This is a genomic window from Pseudomonas sp. Ant30-3 (assembly GCF_000690905.1).
Taxonomy (GTDB): domain Bacteria; phylum Pseudomonadota; class Gammaproteobacteria; order Pseudomonadales; family Pseudomonadaceae; genus Aquipseudomonas.
Genome location: NZ_JMCL01000009.1, coordinates 42,823 through 65,233 on the forward strand (window position 1 = coordinate 42,823; position 22,411 = coordinate 65,233).

The following is a 22,411-nucleotide window of genomic DNA, read 5'->3' on the forward strand; positions in this document are numbered from 1 at the left end:
TTTGATGGAAATTGAAATGACCGACCAGACTACCCGCCTGCCGATCCGCCGCGCCTTGATCAGCGTTTCCGACAAGACCGGGATCCTCGAGTTTGCCCAGGCGCTTGAAGCGCTGGGCGTCGAGATCCTCTCCACCGGCGGAACGTTCAAGCTGCTGCGCGACAACGGTGTTGCCGCAGTGGAAGTCGCCGATTACACCGGTTTCGCGGAAATGATGGACGGTCGGGTGAAAACCCTGCACCCGAAAATTCACGGTGGGATCCTCGGTCGTCGCGGTATCGACGACGCCATCATGAACGAGCATGGCATCAAGCCGATCGATCTGGTCGCGGTCAACCTGTACCCGTTTGAAGCAACGATCTCCAAACCAGGTTGCGACCTGCCGACTGCGATCGAGAACATCGATATTGGCGGCCCGACCATGGTTCGTTCAGCCGCCAAGAACCATAAAGACGTGGCCATCGTGGTCAACGCCAGCGACTACGCCAGCGTCCTCGAAGGCCTCAAGGCCGGTGGCCTGACTTACGCCCAGCGCTTCGACCTGATGCTCAAGGCGTTCGAGCACACCGCCGCCTACGACGGCATGATCGCCAATTACATGGGCACCGTGAACCAGGCGGCTGACACACTCAGCACCGAAGGTCGCAGCGAATTCCCGCGCACGTTCAACAGCCAGTTCGTCAAGGCTCAGGAAATGCGCTACGGCGAGAACCCGCACCAGAGCGCGGCGTTCTACGTTGAAGCCAAACCTGCCGAAGTCGGCATCGCCACCGCGACCCAGCTGCAAGGCAAAGAGCTGTCGTACAACAACGTGGCCGACACCGACGCCGCGCTGGAATGCGTGAAAAGCTTCGTCAAACCCGCCTGCGTGATCGTCAAGCACGCCAACCCGTGCGGCGTGGCCGTGAGCCCGGACGCCGAAGGCGGCATTCGTCAGGCTTACGAACTGGCTTACGCAACCGACACCGAATCGGCGTTCGGCGGCATTATCGCTTTCAACCGCGAACTGGATGCCGAGACGGCCAAAGCCATCGTCGAGCGTCAGTTCGTCGAAGTGATCATCGCGCCAAGCGTCAGCGCCGAAGCCCGCGCGATTGTCGCGGCCAAGGCCAACGTGCGCCTGCTGGCGTGCGGCGAATGGTCGGCTGACCGTGCCGCCGCCTGGGACTACAAACGCGTCAACGGGGGCCTGCTGGTGCAGAGCCGCGACATCGGCATGATCAGCGCTGATGACCTGAAAGTGGTGACCAAGCGCGCCCCGACCGAACAGGAAATCCACGACCTGATCTTCGCCTGGAAAGTCGCCAAGTACGTCAAATCCAACGCGATTGTTTACGCCAAAAACCGCCAGACCATCGGTGTCGGCGCGGGCCAGATGAGCCGCGTGAACTCGGCGCGCATTGCTGCGATCAAGGCTGAACACGCCGGCTTGCAGGTCGCCGGTTCGGTGATGGCTTCCGATGCGTTCTTCCCGTTCCGGGATGGCCTGGACAATGCGGCCAAGGTTGGCATCACTGCGGTGATCCAGCCAGGCGGCTCGATGCGTGACAACGAAGTGATTGCCGCGGCTGACGAGGCTGGCATCGCCATGGTCTTCACCGGCATGCGCCACTTCCGTCACTAACAGAAACGCGGTCGGTGTAGCAGCTGCCGTCAAGCTGCGTCCGGCCGCGAAGCGGTCGTAATCGTTTTCTCGCCGGAAGGTCGTTCCGACCTTAACGCAGCCTTCGGCAGCTGCTACAGGGGTTGCTCCGTTCGCGGGTGCCAGCCCTACACAGAATTAGCGTCATCCGAGGTTTTTTAAATGAATGTTTTGATCATTGGCAGCGGTGGCCGTGAACACGCCCTGGCCTGGAAAGTGGCTCAGGATCCGCGCGTGCAAAAAGTATTTGTCGCGCCGGGCAACGCCGGCACCGCCATCGAAGCCAAATGCGAAAACGTCGACATTGACGTGCTGGCACTCGAGCAGCTGGCTGACTTCGCCGAAAAGAATGTCTCCCTGACCATCGTCGGTCCGGAAGTGCCTCTGGTGGCTGGCGTTGTCGATCTGTTCCGCGCCCGCGGTCTCGACTGCTTCGGTCCGACCGCCGGTGCCGCTCAGCTGGAAGGCTCGAAAGCGTTCACCAAGGACTTCCTCGCGCGCCACAAGATCCCGACCGCCGATTACCAGAACTTCACCGAGATCGAGCCAGCCCTGGCTTATCTGCGTGAAAAAGGCGCGCCGATCGTGATCAAGGCTGATGGCCTGGCCGCTGGCAAAGGCGTGATCGTAGCCATGACCCTGGCCGAAGCCGAAGACGCGGTGCGCGACATGCTCGCGGGTAACGCGTTTGGCGATGCCGGTTCGCGCGTTGTCATCGAAGAATTCCTGGACGGCGAAGAAGCCAGCTTCATCGTCATGGTCGACGGCAAAAACGTATTGCCGATGGCCACCAGCCAGGATCACAAACGCGTCGGCGACGGCGACACCGGCCCGAACACCGGCGGCATGGGCGCTTACTCTCCAGCGCCAGTGGTGACCAGTGAAGTACACCAGCGTGTCATGGACCTCGTCATCTGGCCAACCGTGCGCGGCATGGCCGAGGAAGGCAATGTCTACACCGGTTTCCTCTACGCCGGCTTGATGATCGACAAAGCTGGTAACCCAAAAGTCATCGAATTCAACTGCCGTTTCGGCGACCCCGAGACACAACCGGTTATGCTGCGCCTGCAGTCGAGCCTTGTGCTGTTGGTCGAGGCTGCGCTGGCTCAGGCTTTGGACAAGATCGAAGCACAATGGGATCCGCGCCCTAGCGTCGGCATTGTGCTGGCTGCTGGCGGGTATCCTGGCGATTACGCCAAGGGCACCGCGATCAGCGGCCTGAATGCGGCCGCCGCGCTGGAAGGTAAAGTCTTCCACGCCGGCACGGCACTCAAGGATGGCGAAGTGGTGACGGCCGGCGGTCGGGTTTTGTGCGCTACAGCCATGGGTGCGAGCGTTGATGCCGCCCAGCAGCAAGCGTACCGACTGGCAGCTCAAATCGATTGGCAGGGCTGTTTCTATCGCAAGGACATTGGCTACCGCGCCATTGCCCGCGAGCGTGGCGAAAATCTGGAATAATCGACCCATTCGGTCGGGCAAGGGCGTTCAGCCCTTGCCGGACTATTCCGGCGCCGCGCATAGTTATATTCTGGCATCAACCTACGAAGGGATTTCGCCGTGCGCTGGCTCAGGATTGCCATAGGTTTCACTGTCACGCTGCTGACAATGCTCTGCACGTTATCGGCACAGGCCGAGCAGGGCAGCGCTTGGGCGGTTTTGCTCGACGAGCAGGGCGACCTGCAACTCAGCGACGTCCGTTCCGCTCGCTTCATCAATCAATTCAGCCCCATTGAACTCGAACGCCTCACCGCCGCCGAGCCCGACGGGGCATTGTGGCTTCGGTTCCGGCTCGCCCCCGGCAAGCACGAGCAAGTGTTGAAGATCTTCGCGCCCGATCTGGCGCACCTCAACCTGTTTGTCCTGGACGGCGACAGGCTGATCCAGCAAATCAATTCCAGTGCCGATCAGCCTCAGGCCGAACGCCCCCTGCCCAGCAGCGATTACCTGCTACCGCTGCCGCAGGCTGACAAACCTCTGGAGATCTATCTGCGCCTGGTGTCCCAGCATCAGATGCGGCCTTACATCACATTGCAGTCAGCCATCACCACAGCCGCCAATCAGACCCAGACGCTGATCTTCGGTCTGTTGTTCGGCTGTCTCGGCATGCTGATCCTGCACAACCTCATCCGGTATGCCTACACACGCTCGCGCAGCAGCCTCTGGCTGTCAGGTTGCGAGACACTGCTGATGATCAGCATGGTGCTGCTGCTGAACATTCTCGGGCCATGGCTACCCGACTGGCACACCCAGCAAACACCGGGCGCCTACATTGCCCTGCTCATGACCGCTCCGTGCGGACTGATGTTCGCTTACCGCTTCTTCGCCCCGCTCGGGCCACACCCGCTGAACCGACTGCTGATGGGCGATATCCTCTTTATTGTTGCCTGCGGCCTGTTGCTGTTGTTCGTCAACACGCTACCGCTGAACATCATCACCTACGCACTGGTCGCGCTAGCAGGCCTGACGATGTTGTTCGTCAGCGCCTGGCACTGGCAAAAAGGCTATCGTCCGGCGCGGTTCTTCGTCGCGGCCATGGTGGTGTTCAACCTCGGCACGTTGATCATCCTTCCGGCCCTGCTCGGGCTGACACTGGTCGAGCCGCAGGGCTTGATCGCCGCCCTGCTGGCGTTCATCTGCGTCAGTGGCCTGTTGATGAGCGTCGCGCTCAGCGAACGCCAGCGCAGCATCACCGAAGACCTGTTCAGCGTCAGTCGCGACCTGGCGGCCAGCAATGCCGAGATCAATGCCAAAGCCGAATTCCTGGCGAAAATCAGTCACGAAATCCGCACGCCCATGAATGGCGTGCTGGGCATGACCGAATTGCTGCTGGGAACGCCGCTCTCGGTCAAGCAACGTGACTACGTACAGACCATCCACAGTGCCGGCAATGAACTGCTGACTTTGATCAACGAGATCCTCGACATCTCCAAACTGGAATCCGGGCAGATCGAGCTGGATGATGTGCAGTTCGATCTCAATGCCCTGATCGAAGACTGCCTGAGTATTTTTCGCGCCAAAGCCGAGCAGCAAAACGTCGAGCTGATCAGTTTTATCCAGCCGCAGGTCCCACGGGTCATCAGTGGCGATCCGACCCGCTTGCGTCAAACCCTGCTGAGTCTGCTGGAAAATGCCCTGAAGAAAACCGATGAAGGCGAAATCCTGATCGTTGTAGCGCTGGACGACCGCAGCGCGAAACCGCGCCTGCGCATTGCCGTACAGGACAGCGGCGAAACAATGGAAGCCGAAGAGCGCGACGCGTTGATGCACGCCGAACTTCACAGCAAGAACTTCCTCTCGGCCAATCGCCTGGGGGGCAACCTGGGACTTGTGATCGCCCGGCAACTGATTCGTCTGATGCACGGGGAATTTGGCATCAAGAGTGGTGCCGGTCAGGGCAGCACCTTGTGGCTCACGCTCCCTCTGGACCCGGATCGCCTCGAACACCCGACGTCCGATCTCGATGGCCCGTTACAAGGCGCGCGAGTGCTGGTCGTGGATGACAACGACACCTGCCGCAAAGTCCTGGTGCAGCAATGCACCGCCTGGGGCCTGAATGTCAGTGCCGTAGCCTCTGGCAAGGAAGCGCTGGCACTGCTGCGTACCAAGGCCCACCTGCGCGATTACTTCGACATCGTGCTGCTGGACCAGAACATGCCCGGCATGACCGGTATGCAACTGGCGGCCAAGATCAAGGAAGACCCGAGCCTCAATCACGACATTCTGCTGATCATGCTGACCGGCATCAGTAACGCCCCCAGCAAGATCATCGCGCGCAATTCCGGGATCAAGCGCATCCTCGCCAAACCGGTGGCTGGCTATACCCTCAAAACGACGCTGGCGGACGAACTTACGCAGCGCAACAAAGGCCTCGCGGTTGCGCCCCAGCCGGCGGGCGGCATGCCGTTGCCGGTCAAGGTCCCCAGCGATTTCCGCATTCTGGTGGCCGAAGACAACAGCATTTCGACGAAGGTGATTCGCGGCATGCTCGGCAAGCTCAATCTGCAACCCGATACCGCGAGTAACGGCGAAGAAGCTCTAAAGGCGATGAAAGCCCAACGTTACGACCTGGTGTTGATGGATTGTGAAATGCCGATTCTGGATGGCTTCTCGGCTACCCAGCAATTGCGTGCCTGGGAGGTTTGCAACCAGCGGATTCGCACCCCGGTGGTGGCGTTGACCGCGCACATTCTTACCGAACACAAGGAACGCGCGCGTCAGGCTGGAATGGACGGCCATATGGCGAAACCGGTCGAACTGTCGCAGCTGCGCGAATTGATTGAACACTGGGTTGCACAACGCGATCAGCAGAACCGCACAACGGTGCAGACGTCCTGACCGACAGACCTGGCGGCGCCTGATAGACTCCCCTTCGACTTCCTCCCAGTGAGCCTGCCCCATGCTGCACGTGTTGTTCAGCGTTTACCTGAAGATGCTGGTGCTCTACAGCCCGTTCTTCGTCCTCTCCTGCTTCATCAGTCTGACTCGCGGTTATTCGCGCAAGGAACAACGTCGACTGGCCTGGAAGGTGGCGATCGCCACATTGGTTTCCAGCGTCTTGCTGTATTTGTTCGGGCGAGTGATTTTCAGCGTCTTCGGCATCACCGTGGATGCGTTCCGCATCGGTGCCGGCAGCGTGCTGTTCATCTCGGCGCTGGGCATGGCTCAAGGCAAGTCAGCGGTACAGACTGACAACGTGCAACAGGACGTGACCATCGTTCCGCTGACCATTCCCCTGACCGTCGGCCCCGGCACCATCGGCGCCTTGCTGGTGATGGGCGTGAGCCAGCCGCACTGGGACGACAAACTCACGGCCATTCTTGGTATTGCCCTGGCCAGTTTCACGGTGGGCGTGGTGCTCTACCTGTCGAACCGCATCGAACGGATTCTCGGCGATCAGGGCCTGCAAATTGTCAGCCGTTTGATGGGTTTGTTTGTGTGCGCCCTGGCTGCGCAGATTATCTTCACCGGGATAAAGGGATATCTGATCTCTTGATCCATTGTGAATTGCACGTCAGGTCAACCTGATGATGCGTTCTTGTCGCTGGCAACCTAATAACGAAACGACGGTTTCACGCGACAGGTCATAATCCTCGGTCTCCATCAGCGCCCTGTAACCTCTGATCGATACATTGCCAATGACATTTTCGGCAGCGAAGCGATGGCTCAAGACAGGGCCACTGAACTTCTCATCGAATTTGAAGCAGATCACGACAGCGGCAATCGAAACGCCTGGCGTGATCACTGCACATTTCAAGCGTACCGTTTGTTGAGTCTGACCATTGGGAGTGTCAAGCAACTCACTTTGCAGTAACGCTGATGCGTCCAAAGACAACGCTTCCAGGCTGGCTTGCAGGGCTTCTGGCGAGGTAAGTGCCAGTTGGCCGAGTAGCGGCGCAATCATTTCACACAGGCTGAAGCGGCCTGAACGAGGAGGCGGTACGTCGATGCAAGGTTCACTCCATACCAAACCACCCAGCGTCCGGACTGCCCCTGTGTTGGCGTTCATCCAACGTTCAAAGTTCGCAAACGCAGGAACCTTCCCGCTCGCCACAGCCTGGCAATAAAGCAAAGCATCCAGACCGTCCTGTACTTCACCAACGGACAATTCGTCCGATACGAGAACAACAGCACCCGCGCAAATATAATTTACGTAATTCAAGACGCACTCCTTTGCAGTTTAACGTTAAAACCTGAGGCTTTCGCCTCAGGCTCTACTCATGCACGTGCAGCTCGAAACTCATAGGTCAGCGCTTTTGTTCGCTGTTCCGACAGCGCTTTCACGATCAAGGGCTCAACCATCGAGTAATCCTCTTCGTCCATGTGCATACGTGCCGCGGAGTTATAAATAGAGACGTTGGCGCTGCTCCATTCCACGAACAGCACCTTGGTCGGCTGCGCGTTGGCGAAATACTGCACCGCTGCAATCGCCATGGTGATGTCGCCGTCTGCACTTTCCAGCGAGGCCGACATGCAGAAGTCTCCACCCTCAGCTTTCTTCGAATTTTTTTCGAACAGCTGCAACGCTTGGGGTTCGTTCTTCAGTGCCTCCATGGTTGCATCAGCTACCGAAGACAAAACCTTCAGCGCCGCGGCGCCCTGATTGACGGCAGCGCCTACTGCCGTGTGCAGGATGCTCAGCGCAACGTTGTCCATGGTGAGTTTTTGAGCGGTGGATTGATACTTGTTGTAAGGCGCACTAAAAACAAACCAGCCACTCAGTTTCATGAGCCTTAAAAACTCATTGAACCGTTGTTCCTTCTGACTGGCACCCGGGTATTTGAGCAAAGAGACAAGATCAGCATACATATAAGTGTTTTTAACAATTCGCTTGCTGCGTTTGGACATACTTGCATCAAAACCCGCAATACCTGTGCCCATAATGGCGGCATTCAGCTCATCTTTGTCGATCGGAAGTTGATGAGCGGAGAAGCCTGTAAAGGCGCGGGGCGTCGGCTGCAGCGACAGCAGTTTGTTCGATTCCTCGATCAGTGCAACGCGTTCACTGCCAGCAATTTTTTCAGGATTAAATTCGATCATTAGTTGATTCCTTTCAAATTAGTTAACGCCTCTTTGGCGCGAGATCGAACTTAACTTTCATAAGAAAGTTATACAACCGCGAACCAATTCAACTAATTTCAGAGAATCGTGAGCACTCCTGATTAGAATCAGGCAATACCCGCTTGCAGGAATATTTGAATATTCAGGAGAAGAACAAATGTATGGATGGCGGCCCACGGACCGCCACCCTTACGTAACGGGCTTGGAGCCGTACCAGCGTGGGGTGTAAACCCACTGACCACCGCCTTCACGAGGGAACACGCAGGTAGTGGATGAGCCGATCAGCACCATGGTGCGCATATCGACTTGATCAGGTGTCAATTGACCCAACGTAGTCACCCGCAGCGTTTGCCCCGGTCGCCCGACATCGCGCCCCAACACAACAGGAGTTTGCGGGGTGCGGTGCTGCGCGACGATCTCCAGCGCGCGGCCCAGTTGCCACGGTCGCGACCGCGAAATGGGATTGTAGAAAGCCAGCGCCAGATCGGCTTGAGCGGCGAGGTCGAGGCGCTTCTCGATAATCGCCCACGGTTTGAGGTTATCCGACAGCGACAACACACAGAAATCATGCCCCAGTGGCGCACCCGCCTGAGCGGCCGTGGCCAATGACGCCGACACGCCCGGCAAAATCTCCAGATCGACGTTGTGCCACGCCGTGTCGCTGGACTCGTGCAGCGCTTCGAGCACCGCTGCTGCCATGGCGAACACACCCGGATCACCGGAAGACACCACCACCACCGAGCGCCCTTGCGCCGCCAGCTCGAACGCATGACGGGCGCGCTGCATCTCTTCACGGTTATCGGTGCAATGCTGCACTTGATCGTCACGGAACGGGCCGGCCATGCGCACGTAAGTTTCGTAACCGAGCACATCGGTGGCGCGCGCCAGTTCGGCTTTTACCGCAGGAACCATCAGTTCGGCCGCGCCAGGGCCGAGGCCGATCACCGCAAGACGACCACGCGCACGACCGACGTGAGCGATGTTCAACGGCTGATCGGCGATGGCGATGGCCAGGTTGTTGGCGCTCACGACTTTCGCCTCTGGCACAGCCGCAAGCGCCAGTGCCTCGCTGTCGTTTTGCGCTGCAACAAAGCGCAACGGCACGCCCAGATCAAGCGCTGCCTCACGCAAACTCTCTGCGGCCATCTCGTTGTCCGCCGCGACCAGACAAGCCAGTGATTGCCGGGCAATTTTTGCCTGCTCCAACGCCACGCGAATGGCCGTCGGCAAGCCCACCACGTCAGCGCTGACCGCCACCGCAACACTGCGCGGATAGATCAGCAGTTCATCGGCACTCGCTTCACGTTCAGCGCTGCCGACATGAATCGAGCGCTGCGCCTGCGGATCGTCCAGCAATTGCGCCTGATCCAGCCACGGCGCCGCACCTACGATACGAACGCTGTGCCCGGCCAGCAGATCGGAGACAAAGCGTTTGCCCTGTTCCAGATCCGCCAGAGCGTAGCCACTCGGTGGGTTGAGCAGGCAGGTGCCAAAGCGCAGCTCGCCGCTGGTGGTGATCGCCGCCGCGACGTGCAGCCCGGCAGCAATTTCTCGCGCCATGACATTCACTCCGCCGAGGCCGCCGAGCAGCGGCACCACCGCGCTGCCGTCTTCAGCGACCGCAAGCACGGGCGGCTCCGCGCCCTTTTCCAGCAGCACGGGCGCAAGCGTGCGAATCACGATGCCTGCGGCGCACAGGGCAATGATCGGCGTGTCCTGCTGATAGAACCCGCGCAGGGTAGCGCCGAATTCCTGGTAGACGCGATCCACCTCCTCGACCCGTCCCGCCAGACCGTGGATCAAGGCGCCGGGGTAAATCTGCTGAATCTTGCGCGCGGTCGCGAGGCTGCCTTTGCCCAGAATGACAATCGCCGGAGCTGCTCGAGTCATCAGCCTTGCCACCTTTCGCCGGGAACAATGATCAACGAGAAGTACGGCGAAGACATTGGCTCGACCTGATCCAGCGGCACGATTTTCTGATTGGCCATGGTCGCGCGCTCGACGTACAAGGCGCGCTCCGCCAGGCCGAGCTCTTCCAGCACCTGGCGGACCTTGGGAAAGTTGCGTCCCAGCTTCATGATCACCGCCGCATCGGCGTCGGCCAATCGGCGCTTGAGATCGTCAGGGGGCAACACACCGGACAGCACCGACAAGCTTTGATTGCGATACACCAGCGGAGCGCCCAATACCGAAGCGCCGCCCAGCATCGAGCACACGCCCGGCACCACTTCAGCTTGATAGCGCTCGGCCAGGCGATCATGCAGATACATGTAGGAGCCGTAGAAAAACGGATCACCCTCGCAGATCACCGCCACGTCGCGACCGGCATCGAGATGCGCAGCGAGCTGCTCGCCAGCCGCATCGTAGAAATCACTGATGACCTGTTCATACGAAAGTGGCGCGGGCAATGCCTCGGTCGTCACCGGATACACCAGCGGCAACAGTGTCTGCGCTGGCTGCAAATGCGCTTCGATGATGCCGAACGCGTTGCCCTTTTTGCCCTTGGCGACGAAGTAGGCGATCACCGGCGATTCGCGCAGCAGGCGCAGCGCCTTGACGGTGATCAGCTCCGGATCACCGGGGCCGACGCCGAGGCCGATCAGGCGTCCAGGTCGCTGCATTATTCGATCTCCGTGGCGAGCGCGTTGACGGCGGCAGCGGCCATGGCGCTGCCACCCAGCCGACCTTGCATGATGACAAACGGCACGCCACGACTGTCCGCCGCCAGCGCTGCCTTGGACTCCGCCGCGCCCACAAATCCCACCGGAAAGCCGAGGATCAGCGCCGGTTTCGGCGCGCCGGCGTCGAGCATTTCCAGCAGGTAAAACAGCGCGGTCGGGGCATTGCCGATCACCACAACGCTGCCTTCGAGGTGCGGGCGCCAGAGTTCCAGTGCAGCAGCGGAACGGGTATTGCCCAACTCACGGGCGAGCTCGGGCACGCCTTCATCGCGCAAAGTACAGATCACCTGATTGTTCGCCGGCAAACGCGTGCGCGTCACGCCTTCCGAGACCATCCGCGCATCACACAGGATCGGTGCGCCAGCGGCCAGTGCATCGCGCCCGGCCTTGCCGGCGCCTTCAGAGAACTGCAGGCCATCGATCGCATCAACCATGCCGCAGGCGTGAATCACCCGCACGGCCAGTTTTTCCAGGTCGGCCGGGATGCGCGCAAGGTTCGCCTCGGAGCGAATGATCGCGAAGGAGTTGCGATAGATCTCCTGACCGTCGCGGATGTAATCAAGCATCAAAAAGGCTCCGTGAGCGGGCGTCGAGCAAGGCTGCGGCCGCTTCAATAGTAAGGTTGCGTGCGTGCAGGACGCCGAAACCCGGCAGCCCCGCTTCGCGAAAATAAAGGTCGTAGTGATCGCGACCGACCGCCAGCATCGTGATCGGGGCGATGTGCGCGGCGGCGCACGAACGCGAGCACCCTGACAGGTGAACGTTCAGCACGTGGCCATGGCGCCGAAGCAGCCCGGACAATTGCAGGGCGTCGCCTTTGGTGTCGGCCAACGCCTTGCTGCATCCGGCAGAACCGGTGCAGGCAATCATCCGGGCCAAGGGGTCCAGATCGCAGAACAAGCCCAACTGCGTCAATCGCCGCGTGATCTGGCCAGCGTGCTCGCGCAGGACATTGGGGATCAGCAGACTTTGCCAAGGGGTGAACCGCAGACTCGCATCGCCAAACTCCTCCGCCGATTGTGCAACGCCTCGCAACATCGTGGACGTCAGACGCCCGAGCGGCGGCACAGCACCGATATACACCTGACGGGTATCGGCCTGGTCATGCACGCCGATGTGCAGAGTGTCGGGATTGGCGCTGCGTCGGCAACCGGGTGACGGCATCAACGCCACCTTTTCGGCCAGTCGAGCCAACACATCGACGATCGGCAGCTCAGCCAGGAGATGACGCATGCGCGTTTGATCGGGACGTGCCCGTTCGAGGAACACGTCAAGCACGGCCACGACCAGCGCGTGCCCGTCTTCCAGTCGCACCGCACCGGCCGGGGCTTCTGTCGGGCAACCGGCCAATCCGAAGGCCCACCAGCAAGCGCCGCCTTGGTCAACGGCACTCAGCCAGAGGTCGTGGGGATGTTCGAGCATGGCCAGCGCCTCGCCGCCATCCAGTTGCACTGCAAACTTGGCGCTGAGTGCGTGGTACCGCTCGTGATTCTGCACCGTGCCGAGAATCTGGTTCGCCAGCGGCCGGGTGTCCACCAGCAGATGGCGATCAATCCCGGCAGAGGCGCTGAGCATCAGGTTACGAACGTCGTCGCCTGCCGGGGTTTGCGGCCCCAGACCGGCACCGAGCAAGCTGTCGATCAGCGCCGCCTGTTCGTTGCCAATGCCACGTATTTGCAGGTTGCCTCGGTTGGTCGCTTCGATCGTTCCGCTGGCAAAGCGCTCGGCCGCGTCAGCCACAACCGCCGCCTGAACGCTGCTGATGGACCCACCGTTCAGCTTGATTCGACAGATGCCACCATCCAGCGCCGGGACAATACGCAGCAACCCCGGGCAGGCCGAGGGGCGTAAGGCGGAGGACATCGGACGTGGGTTCAAAGAGGTGACCGGTTCAGGTGTTGAGGCTGGCGCGCGGTATTATGCCTGCTTTGCCTCGAACCATGAAAAACTGCCGGTCGGAATGCGGCCTGCCGGCAGCATTCTCCTGCCCTCTACGGGGACGCTGCCGTGGCGTTCGTTACTGCGTCATCGTCAATGAAATCTCCGAGAAGCGCATGTCCCGCACTGCATCGGCCAGCATGACCCGGTACTTATCCATCTCGCGCGGCCTGGCGGAGAATCGTCTGGCCCGAATATCAAGTTGGGATTGTGGATGTTCCACGTCCCAGAACAATACGGTCGAGCTCCAGTTAGTGCTGAGCAATCGAACGCTGGTCAGCACTATTTCAAGTTCCCCGGCTCGATTGTACTCAGCGGGCATAAACCGAAAATCCCCGGACTGCTGGGCGCGCTCGGTAAAAAAAGCGAGCGCAGAACGATCATGCTCGAGAAATCCAAACGAATCCTTGATCAACTTCAACCTGGCTCTGCTGACTTGCGTGGACAGGGCTTTGGACCAACTGTCCAGAAGGCTGCCTTTGTAGCGATGGTCGATAACCTCCACCGGCGCGTGCTCGAGACTCCAGCCGACGGACCAGAGCCTGCCCGAAACGTGTTCAAACCAATCGGCAGGTTCAAGCTTTCGGTCAAAGCGCAGGTTGGCCTGATATTCCGCCCAACGCAGACTGTTCTTTATGTACTGCCTGTCTTCGATGGATAAACCCGCAAAAAACGCCAACATCCTGTTATCGAGTAATGAAGCACTGGGTGCTACTGACAGCACCTCCCTTTGTACAGCGTCGTTATCAACATGTAATTCCATTACTTACTCCCTGCCTTCTTGGCTTTAATGAAAATCACATTAGCAACTGACACCTGGCGAACAACTACTAATCATCAACATTTCATGTCAATGCTCGCCCGGCAGCGATGAGGATGAAGTCAATGCCTGGAAGCCGCGCTATCATGCCGCCCTGAAAGATGATCGCGTGATTGAGGAATGACATGGCCCCCTGGCTGACGGTGATAGGCATCGGTGAAGAAGGTTTCCCAGGCCTGGGCAAGTGCGCACGGCGTGCCTTGCTGGGCACGCCGCAGATCTTCGGCAGCCAGCGCCAACTCGACTTGTTGCCGGCCTGCATCAGGGGCGAGCGTCGGTTGTGGACGTCACCGTTCAGTCTCGATCCGGTACTCGCCGTGCGGGGTCAGCCGATTTGCGTTCTGGCCAGCGGCGATCCGATGTTCTTCGGCGTAGGCGCCAGTCTCGCCCGGCAATTACCTGCCGATGAAATGTTGATTCTGCCAGCGCCCTCCTCCTGCTCCCTCGCCGCTGCGCGCATGGGTTGGCCGTTGCAAGACGTTGTCACGCTCTCGGTTGTCGCCCGCCCTGTTGCGGCAATCACTGCTCCACTGTTCAGCGGCGTGCGTTTACTGGTGTTAAGCAACGATGGTCAAAGCCCGGGCGCCATTGCGGCGTTACTGCGCGAGCGCGGGTTTGGACCGAGTCGGCTCAGCGTGCTGGAACACCTCGGCGGCCCGAAGGAACGACGCATCGATGGGACCGCGAATGACTGGCAGTTCCCGGCCGTTGCCGACCTCAACCTGCTCGCCATCGAATGCATCGCCGAACCAGATGCACCACGCCTGTCGCGACTCGCCGGCCTGCCGGACTCTGCTTTCAAACACGACGGCCAACTGACCAAGCGAGACGTGCGCGCCATCACCCTTGCCCGCCTTGCGCCGATCCCCGGCGAGCTGCTGTGGGACGTCGGCGCCGGCAGTGGCTCGATCGGCATCGAGTGGATGCGCGCTCATCCGGCTTGCCGCGCGCTGGCCATCGAGGCGGATGATGACCGGCAGGCGTTGATCGAACTCAATCGCGACGCCCTCGGCGTCCCCGGTCTGCAACTGATTCGTGGCAGCGCGCCGCAAGCGCTAAATGGGCTTGAGCGCCCTGATGCGATTTTCATTGGCGGTGGCGTGACGCGCGAAGGCGTACTCGATGCGTGCTGGGCCGCACTGAAACCGGGAGGTCGACTGGTTGCCAACGCCGTCACATTGCAAAGTGAAGTGACCTTGATGGCCTGGCGCGAACAATACGGCGGCGAACTCACGCGTATTCATGTCGCTCAGGCACAACCGCTGGGCGACTTCGATACCTGGCGCCAGGCGCTGCCGATCACTTTGCTGGACGCGGTTAAACCAGCCGATGCGTGACGAAACCGCCGAGCAACCTGCACCGCTGCGCAGCGGTTTGACCACAGGCAGTTGCGCCACAGCCACCAGCCTCGCGGCTGCCCGGTTATTGCTGGGCGGGCCGGTCTGCGACGCAGTGGAGATCGTTCTGCCCAAAGGCAAGCGGGTACAGATGCGTCTGGAGTTTTGTCGGCTGGCCGACGATGGCGCCGAGGCCGGTACGATCAAGGATGCCGGCGACGATCCCGACGTGACACACGGAGCGCTGCTGTATTCCCACGTGCGTCTGCGCGACGAACCGGGCGTGCGCTTCAACGCTGGCCACGGCGTCGGCACGGTCACCCGCCCCGGGCTGGTGCTGGCCGTCGGCGAACCGGCGATCAACCCGGTGCCGCGCAAGATGATCACGGATCACTTGAACCTGCTGGCCGCCGAACTCGACTACCCGGGCGGTTTCGACGTCACGGTGAACGTCGAGGGCGGCGCGGCGCTGGCCCTGAAAACCATGAATTCGCGGCTCGGCATTCTTGGCGGTCTGTCGATTCTCGGCACCAGCGGTATCGTCCGACCGTTCTCCTGCGCAGCCTACATCGCATCCATTCACCAAGGCATCGATGTGGCAAAGACCAACGGCTATTTGCACATCGCCGCATGCACCGGCAATGCCAGCGAAGACACCATGCGCCGGGTCTATGACTTGCCGGAAATCGCTCTGATCGAAATGGGCGATTTTGTCGGCGCGGTGCTCAAACATCTGCGCAAAGTGCCTGTGGATAAACTCAGCCTGTGTGGCGGTTTCGGCAAGATCAGCAAACTGGCCGCCGGGCACATGGACTTGCACAGTCGGCATTCGAGCATCGACTTGGCGCAGCTGGCCGAATGGGCGGCGGCCATTGGCGCCGACGACGCTTTGCAGCAGGCGATTCGCGAAGCCAATACCAGTCAGCAGGCCTTGGCGATGGCCAGTGCGGCAGGCATTGCCCTGGGTGATGCGGTGTGTGCTCATGCATTGGCCTTTGCGCGCAGCGTGGTGCCGGCGCAGGTTCAGGTGGAAGTGTTTGCCATTGACCGCCAGGGCGGAATCGTTGGCCACGCGGCGTGTTTTCAGTGAAACGCATTTTACTGCTCGGCGGCGTGACCGAAGCGTTGACCATTGCCCGTACGCTGGGGCCGGAACACATCTACAGCCTGGCCGGCGTTGGGCGGGTACCCACCGACCTGACGTGTCAGGTGCGCGTCGGTGGTTATGGCGGTGCTGAGGGTTTGGCGCAGTTTATCCGCGATGAAGGTGTCGACCTGCTGCTGGATGCCACTCACCCTTACGCCGCACAAATCAGCCAGAACGCGGCCATCGCTGCGGGACAGGCCGGCATACCCTGCTGGGCGCTGCGCCGTCCGGCCTGGCAGCCGCAACATGGCGATGACTGGCGCGAAGTGGGCGACTGGGACGAATTGATCGAGGCACTGCAACCCTTCCGCCGCCCGCTGTTTACCCTCGGCCGCGAGCCCTTGCAGCACCTGCATGAAATTCCGCCAGAGCAATTCTGGACCCTGCGCGCACTCGACGTTTATCCTGGCAACGAGCGCTGCGAGGTGATCGGCGCGCGCGGGCCGTTTCTCATCGGCAACGAACGCGAGCTGTTTGAACAGCGGCAGATCGATGTGCTGATCAGCAAGAACAGCGGCAGCACCGCCACCGAGCCGAAACTGCAAGTGGCAAGGGAACGCGGCGTGCCGGTGATTGTGTTGAGGCGGCCGGTCTTGGCCGAGGTGGATAGGGAGTTGGGGTCGGTCAGTGAGTTGCTCGCGGCCCTGTCTGCGTAGGATTTTCCCGCAGGCCCTTCAAAAACTGTAATTTTGCCCGCGACATTTTAGGACTGCGCCGACTGTGCCGCCTACGGCATGAAGTTTAGAGTCCGGTTGCAATGCAAATGAGGAGTGAATGATGGCCGAGCAATTTTGCCGTTTCGACGCCGCCGAATTTCTCAAGATGCCGGAAGAAATGGCGGCGTATCTGGATGCATGCCTTGAAGAGGATGCCGGAGACGGAGTCTTGATCCGTGCCGCACTCGACGACATTGCCAGAGCACAAGGTATGACTCAGGTTGCACGGGATGCGGGTTTGGTCGCGAAAGTCTATACAAGGCGCTGAGCAGCACTGGCAACCCGGAATTCGCGACTATCATGAAAGTCATGAAAGTCATGAAAGCCTTGGGTCTGCGCTTGAGAGCTTCGGCTGTCTGAATAGTCTGCGACACCACACCGCAGGCAGTCTTTTTACTTATCGGCATTGATCAGGCTAAATAGCCGCGCCTGATCGCTCACTCTGACCGGATCTGTCCCATGTCCCGACAACGGCTCGCAATTGCCTGGATCGCCTGCTTCGCAGTGCTGTTCAACATGCTCGCCATGCCGATGACCGGAGCGATGGCACAGACGGCGAAATCACCTGCCGAGCAGCTGTTGTGGGGCAGTTTCTGTTCGTCCGGCGGGACGAAGATGGTTGCCATTTCCTTAGGCGATATCGAGCAGAAGGCGCCGCCGAACGACGATCATTCCAACATGCAGCATTGCTGGTGCTGCTCCGGCTCAGGCCAGTTGAGCGCTTTGCCCGGGCATGTGCCGCCGCTGTATTTTGCATTCTTCAACGCCGTGCAAAGCCCGCCTGCTGCGGTGCTCGACACGCCGACGCCGCGTCAACAATGGCCAAGCCTCAAGCCCCGTGCCTCGCCTCTGGTGTGATTTCTCATCGCAATCGAACTGCGTTTTGAATCGTTCCGGAGAACTGCCATGTTGAATAAGCTCATCGTCCTCGCCGCGTTGCTGTTGCCTGCCTGTTTTGCCAATGCTCAGGCCTGGCAGGCTGGAGAACTGCACATTGCGCAGCCTTGGTCGCAAGAACTGCCGCCCAACGCGCCCACCGTCGCAGCTTATTTCGTCATCCATAACAGCGGCACAACGGCTGATCGTTTGCTCAGCGTCGACTCGCCGATCGCTGGCCTCGCGCAATTGCATGAGCACGTCAAGCAGGACGACCTGATGAAAATGCAGCAGGTGCCGAGCGTGGATATACCTCCAGGCGGCAATGTCACGTTTGCCCCGATGGCGTACCACGTGATGCTGCTGGAGCTGAAAGATCGCAGCCTGTTGAGCGATGGCAAACGCTTCCCGCTGACCTTGAATTTCGAGAAGTCCGGCAACGTGACGGTCGAGGTGGCGGTGCAGAAAACGCCACCCGCCGCCGTGCAATCTCACGCTCACGCGCAGTAAGCGGCAGAGCCCAAACCCATGCGTCCGCCTAGCGTCAGGTCATCCATGCAACGTCGTCCGTCAGTCCGGCTGACCCGCGGCAGCTGGATCAGTCTGTTCGCCATGTTGATGATTTTCATCGGTCCGCTGATCTCCCAGTCGATGCCGATGGATCAGCGTGCGTCCGCGTCGATGAACGTTGCCATAAGCATGGCGACGGACATGCCGGCGATGGAGCACGGCGAGCACCACGCGCAACCTGACGTCGAAGACTGCGCCCCCAAAGCGGATCACCATGCACTCTGGGAAAAGTGCGGATATTGCAGCCTGCTGTTCAATTGCCCGGCCTTGACTGGCAGCCCATCCTTCTTCACCGCCGGTACATCGCCGGTCACCACCTTCTCTGCGCCGGCCACCCGCCTGGGCCATGCCCGGCAAACGTTCTTCCCAGGCGCCCGCACCCGCGCTCCGCCCATCCTCGCGTAAACACCTGCCGATCTCACACGGTCCAGAAGCTTACCAAAGCGGCCTGTGGGAACGAGCTTGCTTGCGAAGCGCGCTGCCAGCCGACGTCAACGCTGCCTGACAAACCGCCTTCGCAAACCTGCCGTTCTTACGCTGCTTGCATCCGGGCCGACCGCGTCGTTTACGACTGTTCGATGGAAACAACCGATGAAACAGCCCAAAGTGAATTTCTACAACCTTGCTTGGCGTTGGCATTTTTACGCCGGCCTTTTCGTCGCGCCTTTCATGGTAATGCTGGCACTGACCGGCACCCTTTACCTGTTCAAACCGCAACTCGATCCGCTGATGTACGGCAGCCTGCTGAACGTACCCGCCGGGCATCACAGCGTGTCCGCAGATGAGCTGCTCAAACGCGTGCAAAAGGCCTATCCACAGGGCCAGGTGACGCAGTATCTGCCGCCGGTCAATGCCGAACGCAGCGCGCAGTTCGTGGTGAACAATGCCGGTCAGGAGCTCAACGTATTCGTCGATCCGTACCAGGGCGACATCCTCGGCGAGCAGGATGCGAAGAAGAATCTGCAGGCCATTGCCCGGGCGATTCATGGCGAGCTGATGATCGGCACCGTCGGTGATCGGCTGGTCGAACTGGCCGCGGGCTGGGGCATCGTACTGGTGGTGTCGGGCGTGTTCCTGTGGTGGCCGCGCGGCCAGGCTGCGGGGATTTTGTGGCCACGCCTGAACAGTCGCGGTCGTGTGCTCTGGCGTGATCTGCACGCCGTCACCGGGTTCTGGGGCGCGACCTTTCTGCTGGTGATGCTGCTCAGCGGCATGACCTGGACCGGGTTCTGGGGCAAACAATATGCCGCTGTGTGGAACGTGTTCCCGGACGCGATGTGGAATGACATGCCCAAGTCCGACGTCGAAGCGCGCAGCCTCAATACGGCCACGCGCCAGACCATGCCCTGGGCCATGGAAAACACACCGATGCCGATGTCCGGCGACCACGCCGAACACATGGCTCACGGTGCCGCACCGGTTGGTCCGGCCGCCCCGACGGTCAGCCTGCAAGCGGTGCAAGACATCGCCAAAGAGCGCAAGGTCGAGCCGGGTTACAGCATCACAATGCCGACCACGGCAACCGGCGTGTTCACCATCGCCGTGTTCGCCGACGACCCGCGCAACGACGCCACGCTGCATATCGATCAATACACCGGCAAGGTGCTCGCCGACGTGCGTTGGGAGCACTACGGCAACGTCGCCCGCGCTACCGAAATGGGCGTGATGCTGCACGAAGGCAAGATGTTCGGGGTGATCAATCAGATCGTCGTGCTGCTGATCTGCCTGATGATTCTACTCAGCGCCGTGAGTGGTGTGGTGATGTGGTGGAAGCGTCGCCCGCAAGGCAAGCTCGGCGTGCCGCCGCTGCGTCACGACTTGCCGAAATGGAAAACCGCGATGGTGATCATGTTTGCGCTGGCGGTCGCATTTCCGTTGGTGGGCGCGTCCCTGGTGGTGGTGTGGTTGCTGGATCGTCTGTTGTTGTCGCGGTTCAATCGACAGCCGGAAATCGGTTCGGCGGTCTGAATGCTGAACGCTTGAGGGCGGAAAGCAGCAAGCAAAAATGTGGGCGGGTTGTTTTAAACCTGCTCACGTTTTCGCCTCAGCAGGGATCGATCTGCAGTGCGCCGTTGCAGTTGCGCAGTTGCACCAGCATCGCCTTGTGAATTGACCGGACCGGATTGGGCGTCGCTCCGCCAAACTGGTTCTTGCAGGCGACCTTGAGGCTGCACTGGCCGTCTTCCAACTCGACCATTAATGGCACGTTTTGCTACTCCTCGAAGGCACTGGTGTAGGCCTCGCAACTATTGCTGACCGGGTTTCGCTGCCAGGCAGCGAGGCAGTCATCATCGGTCAAGGTCATGGCGCGCCAGCCAAGCAACACGGATACAGCGATCAGGATGAGCGCGAGTCTGTGCATGATCGGTCTCGCTCCGTCGCGGCTGGATGGAGTCAACATTAAGGCCGGTCAGCAGGACGGTCTACTGACAGAATTGACAGTTCTTCAATGCGACAGGGATCAGGACGCTGTAGCGAGATCTCTGCGCCCCAATCTGGCGCACCGCTTCGCACCAATGCGCCAGATACGATCCCTGATGGTGCGTCGGTAATCGGCGGAACCGCTCTAATACGACATTTGCCTGCCCCGCGCCGAACAGGCACAGCCCTTGCTAAAGACCCTTCAACAGTTCGCATCTGCCAAACCATAAAAACGTCAACGTTCACGGAGATCGCACATGAAGCGTCGCAGCTTGATCAAGGCTTTCACACTATCGGCAAGCATTGCCGCGATGGGCATGGCCTGGACGGTACAGGCCGCCGAGACCATCAAGGTCGGTATTCTGCATTCGTTGTCCGGGACCATGGCGATCTCCGAAACGTCGCTCAAAGACATGGCGTTGATGACCATTGACGAGATCAACGCCAAGGGCGGTGTGAACGGCAAGATGCTTGAACCCGTGGTGGTTGACCCTGCGTCGAACTGGCCGCTGTTCGCCGAAAAAGGTCGGCAGTTGCTGACCCAGGACAAGGTTGCCGTGGTGTTCGGCTGCTGGACATCGGTGTCGCGTAAATCGGTATTGCCGGTGTTCGAAGAACTCAACGGTCTGCTGTTCTACCCGGTGCAATACGAAGGCGAAGAAATGTCGCCGAATGTGTTCTACACCGGCGCCGCGCCGAACCAGCAAGCCATACCGGCGGTGGAATACCTGATGAGCGAAGAAGGCGGCAGCGCCAAGCGTTACTTCCTGCTCGGCACCGACTACGTCTACCCGCGCACCACCAACAAGATCCTGCGCTCGTTCCTGCACTCCAAAGGCGTGGCGGACAAAGACATCGAAGAGGTCTACACACCGTTCGGTCACAGCGATTACCAGACCATCGTGGCCAACATCAAAAAATTCTCGGCCGGTGGCAAAACGGCGGTCATCTCCACGGTCAACGGCGACTCCAACGTGCCGTTCTACAAGGAACTGGCCAACCAGGGTCTGAAGGCCACCGACGTTCCGGTCGTAGCGTTCTCGGTGGGCGAAGAAGAATTGCGCGGCATCGATACCAAGCCGTTGGTAGGCAACCTCGCGGCGTGGAATTACTTTGAATCGGTGGAGAACCCGGCGAACAAGAAATTCGTCGCTGACTGGAAAGCCTACGCGAAGAAACACAACCTGCCGGGCGCTGATAAAGCCGTGACCAACGATCCGATGGAAGCCACCTACGTCGGCATCCACATGTGGGCGCAAGCGGCCGAAAAAGCCAAGTCCACCGATGTCGACAAAGTACGCGAAGCACTCGCCGGCCAGACCTTTGCTGCACCGTCCGGCTACACCTTGACCATGGACAAGACCAATCACCACCTGCACAAGCCGGTGATGATCGGGGAGATTCAGGCTGACGGTCAGTTCAACGTGGTATGGCAGACCGAAGGGCCGATCCGCGCCCAGCCGTGGAGCCCGTTTATCTCGGGTAACGACAAGAAGCCGGATTATGCGGTGAAGAGCAACTGAGGCATTGGGCTTGACGCTTGTTCAGACCCGACAAAACGCTCTGTAGAAATGCTTTCTGTGGCGAGGGAGCTTGCTCCCGCTGGGTTGCGCAGCAACCCCGAACTGTGGACTGCGGTGTATCAGGTACACCGGGTGCAATGGTTTAACGACTGCTACGCAGCCGAGCGGGAGCAAGCTCCCTC

The 22,411-nt window shown here is 60.1% G+C and carries 21 protein-coding genes and 1 pseudogene; 13 read left to right on the forward strand and 9 right to left on the reverse strand.

The window, feature by feature from the left end; translation table 11 throughout:
* Positions 1-16 precede the first annotated feature (16 nt).
* The 4 genes from purH to DU29_RS0102020 all read left to right on the forward strand — a co-directional run bounded on the left by purH (position 17) and on the right by DU29_RS0102020 (position 6,635).
* Positions 17-1,624 carry a bifunctional phosphoribosylaminoimidazolecarboxamide formyltransferase/IMP cyclohydrolase gene (gene purH / locus DU29_RS0102005; protein WP_028620191.1) on the forward strand — a complete coding sequence of 536 codons (1,608 nt, stop codon included), beginning with the start codon at positions 17-19 and terminating at the stop codon, positions 1,622-1,624.
* Between the two features lie 180 nt (positions 1,625-1,804).
* Positions 1,805-3,100 carry a phosphoribosylamine--glycine ligase gene (purD, locus tag DU29_RS0102010; RefSeq protein WP_028620192.1) on the forward strand — a complete coding sequence of 432 codons (1,296 nt, stop codon included), beginning with the start codon at positions 1,805-1,807 and terminating at the stop codon, positions 3,098-3,100.
* Between the two features lie 99 nt (positions 3,101-3,199).
* Positions 3,200-5,977: a hybrid sensor histidine kinase/response regulator gene (locus DU29_RS0102015; RefSeq protein WP_028620193.1), complete on the forward strand. Its 2,778-nt coding sequence runs from the start codon at positions 3,200-3,202 to the stop codon at positions 5,975-5,977.
* A gap of 61 nt (positions 5,978-6,038) precedes the next feature.
* Complete coding sequence (locus tag DU29_RS0102020) at positions 6,039-6,635, forward strand: MarC family protein (protein ID WP_028620194.1); 597 nt, start codon at positions 6,039-6,041, stop codon at positions 6,633-6,635.
* An 18-nt stretch (positions 6,636-6,653) separates the two neighbouring features.
* Here the strand turns inward: DU29_RS0102020 and DU29_RS0102025 are convergent, their stop codons facing one another.
* From DU29_RS0102025 to DU29_RS1000000130860, 7 genes are all read right to left on the reverse strand, one after another.
* Positions 6,654-7,301, reverse strand: coding sequence for a hypothetical protein (locus DU29_RS0102025; protein ID WP_028620195.1), 648 nt, complete (start codon positions 7,299-7,301; stop codon positions 6,654-6,656).
* A gap of 56 nt (positions 7,302-7,357) precedes the next feature.
* Positions 7,358-8,179 carry a hypothetical protein gene (locus DU29_RS01000000129360; protein WP_050483051.1) on the reverse strand — a complete coding sequence of 274 codons (822 nt, stop codon included), beginning with the start codon at positions 8,177-8,179 and terminating at the stop codon, positions 7,358-7,360.
* Between the two features lie 210 nt (positions 8,180-8,389).
* Positions 8,390-10,090 carry a precorrin-3B C(17)-methyltransferase gene (gene cobJ, locus DU29_RS0102035; RefSeq protein WP_028620196.1) on the reverse strand — a complete coding sequence of 567 codons (1,701 nt, stop codon included), beginning with the start codon at positions 10,088-10,090 and terminating at the stop codon, positions 8,390-8,392.
* A complete protein-coding gene (locus DU29_RS0102040; RefSeq protein ID WP_028620197.1) occupies positions 10,090-10,821 on the reverse strand; it encodes a precorrin-2 C(20)-methyltransferase in 732 nt (243 codons plus the stop codon). Before DU29_RS0102040 ends, cobJ begins: the two co-directional genes overlap by 1 nt.
* Positions 10,821-11,447 (reverse strand): precorrin-8X methylmutase, encoded by a 627-nt coding sequence (locus DU29_RS0102045; protein WP_028620198.1) that lies wholly within the window; start codon positions 11,445-11,447, stop codon positions 10,821-10,823. The genes DU29_RS0102040 and DU29_RS0102045 overlap by 1 nt, the downstream gene beginning before the upstream one ends.
* Positions 11,440-12,744: a precorrin-3B synthase gene (cobG, locus tag DU29_RS0102050; protein ID WP_028620199.1), complete on the reverse strand. Its 1,305-nt coding sequence runs from the start codon at positions 12,742-12,744 to the stop codon at positions 11,440-11,442. The genes DU29_RS0102045 and cobG overlap by 8 nt, the downstream gene beginning before the upstream one ends.
* Positions 12,745-12,898: 154 nt before the next feature.
* Positions 12,899-13,582, reverse strand: a complete 684-nt coding sequence (locus tag DU29_RS1000000130860; protein WP_028620200.1) for a hypothetical protein — start codon at positions 13,580-13,582, stop codon at positions 12,899-12,901.
* 182 nt (positions 13,583-13,764) lie between these two features.
* Here DU29_RS1000000130860 and DU29_RS0102060 point away from each other — a divergent pair, with 182 nt between their 5' ends.
* From DU29_RS0102060 to DU29_RS0102095, 8 genes and pseudogenes are all read left to right on the forward strand, one after another.
* Positions 13,765-14,976 carry a bifunctional cobalt-precorrin-7 (C(5))-methyltransferase/cobalt-precorrin-6B (C(15))-methyltransferase gene (locus DU29_RS0102060; protein WP_028620201.1) on the forward strand — a complete coding sequence of 404 codons (1,212 nt, stop codon included), beginning with the start codon at positions 13,765-13,767 and terminating at the stop codon, positions 14,974-14,976.
* Entirely contained in the window at positions 14,969-16,066 is a 1,098-nt protein-coding gene (locus DU29_RS0102065) for a cobalt-precorrin-5B (C(1))-methyltransferase (protein WP_028620202.1), read from the forward strand. Before DU29_RS0102060 ends, DU29_RS0102065 begins: the two co-directional genes overlap by 8 nt.
* The gene (locus tag DU29_RS0102070) at positions 16,063-16,779 is read left to right on the forward strand and encodes a cobalt-precorrin-6A reductase (protein WP_028620203.1); all 717 of its coding nucleotides are present in this window, start codon (positions 16,063-16,065) and stop codon (positions 16,777-16,779) included. The genes DU29_RS0102065 and DU29_RS0102070 overlap by 4 nt, the downstream gene beginning before the upstream one ends.
* 121 nt (positions 16,780-16,900) lie before the next feature.
* Positions 16,901-17,199 (forward strand): annotated as a pseudogene (locus DU29_RS01000000129370) (addiction module antidote protein).
* Positions 17,200-17,298: 99 nt separating this feature from the next.
* Positions 17,299-17,697, forward strand: coding sequence for a DUF2946 domain-containing protein (locus tag DU29_RS0102080; RefSeq protein WP_028620204.1), 399 nt, complete (start codon positions 17,299-17,301; stop codon positions 17,695-17,697).
* A 48-nt stretch (positions 17,698-17,745) separates the two neighbouring features.
* Positions 17,746-18,225, forward strand: coding sequence for a copper chaperone PCu(A)C (locus DU29_RS0102085; RefSeq protein ID WP_028620205.1), 480 nt, complete (start codon positions 17,746-17,748; stop codon positions 18,223-18,225).
* An 18-nt stretch (positions 18,226-18,243) separates the two neighbouring features.
* A complete protein-coding gene (locus DU29_RS0102090) occupies positions 18,244-18,690 on the forward strand; it encodes a DUF2946 domain-containing protein (protein WP_028620206.1) in 447 nt (148 codons plus the stop codon).
* A gap of 186 nt (positions 18,691-18,876) precedes the next feature.
* Positions 18,877-20,253: a PepSY-associated TM helix domain-containing protein gene (locus DU29_RS0102095; protein ID WP_028620207.1), complete on the forward strand. Its 1,377-nt coding sequence runs from the start codon at positions 18,877-18,879 to the stop codon at positions 20,251-20,253.
* 76 nt (positions 20,254-20,329) lie between these two features.
* Here DU29_RS0102095 and DU29_RS1000000132775 read toward each other — a convergent pair whose 3' ends face one another.
* A complete protein-coding gene (locus tag DU29_RS1000000132775; protein ID WP_161781267.1) occupies positions 20,330-20,491 on the reverse strand; it encodes a hypothetical protein in 162 nt (53 codons plus the stop codon).
* A gap of 6 nt (positions 20,492-20,497) precedes the next feature.
* Positions 20,498-20,647: a hypothetical protein gene (locus DU29_RS1000000132780; protein WP_161781268.1), complete on the reverse strand. Its 150-nt coding sequence runs from the start codon at positions 20,645-20,647 to the stop codon at positions 20,498-20,500.
* A gap of 316 nt (positions 20,648-20,963) precedes the next feature.
* Between DU29_RS1000000132780 and urtA the strand changes: the two genes are divergently transcribed.
* Positions 20,964-22,229, forward strand: coding sequence for an urea ABC transporter substrate-binding protein (urtA, locus tag DU29_RS0102115; protein ID WP_028620209.1), 1,266 nt, complete (start codon positions 20,964-20,966; stop codon positions 22,227-22,229).
* Positions 22,230-22,411: the final 182 nt, after the last annotated feature.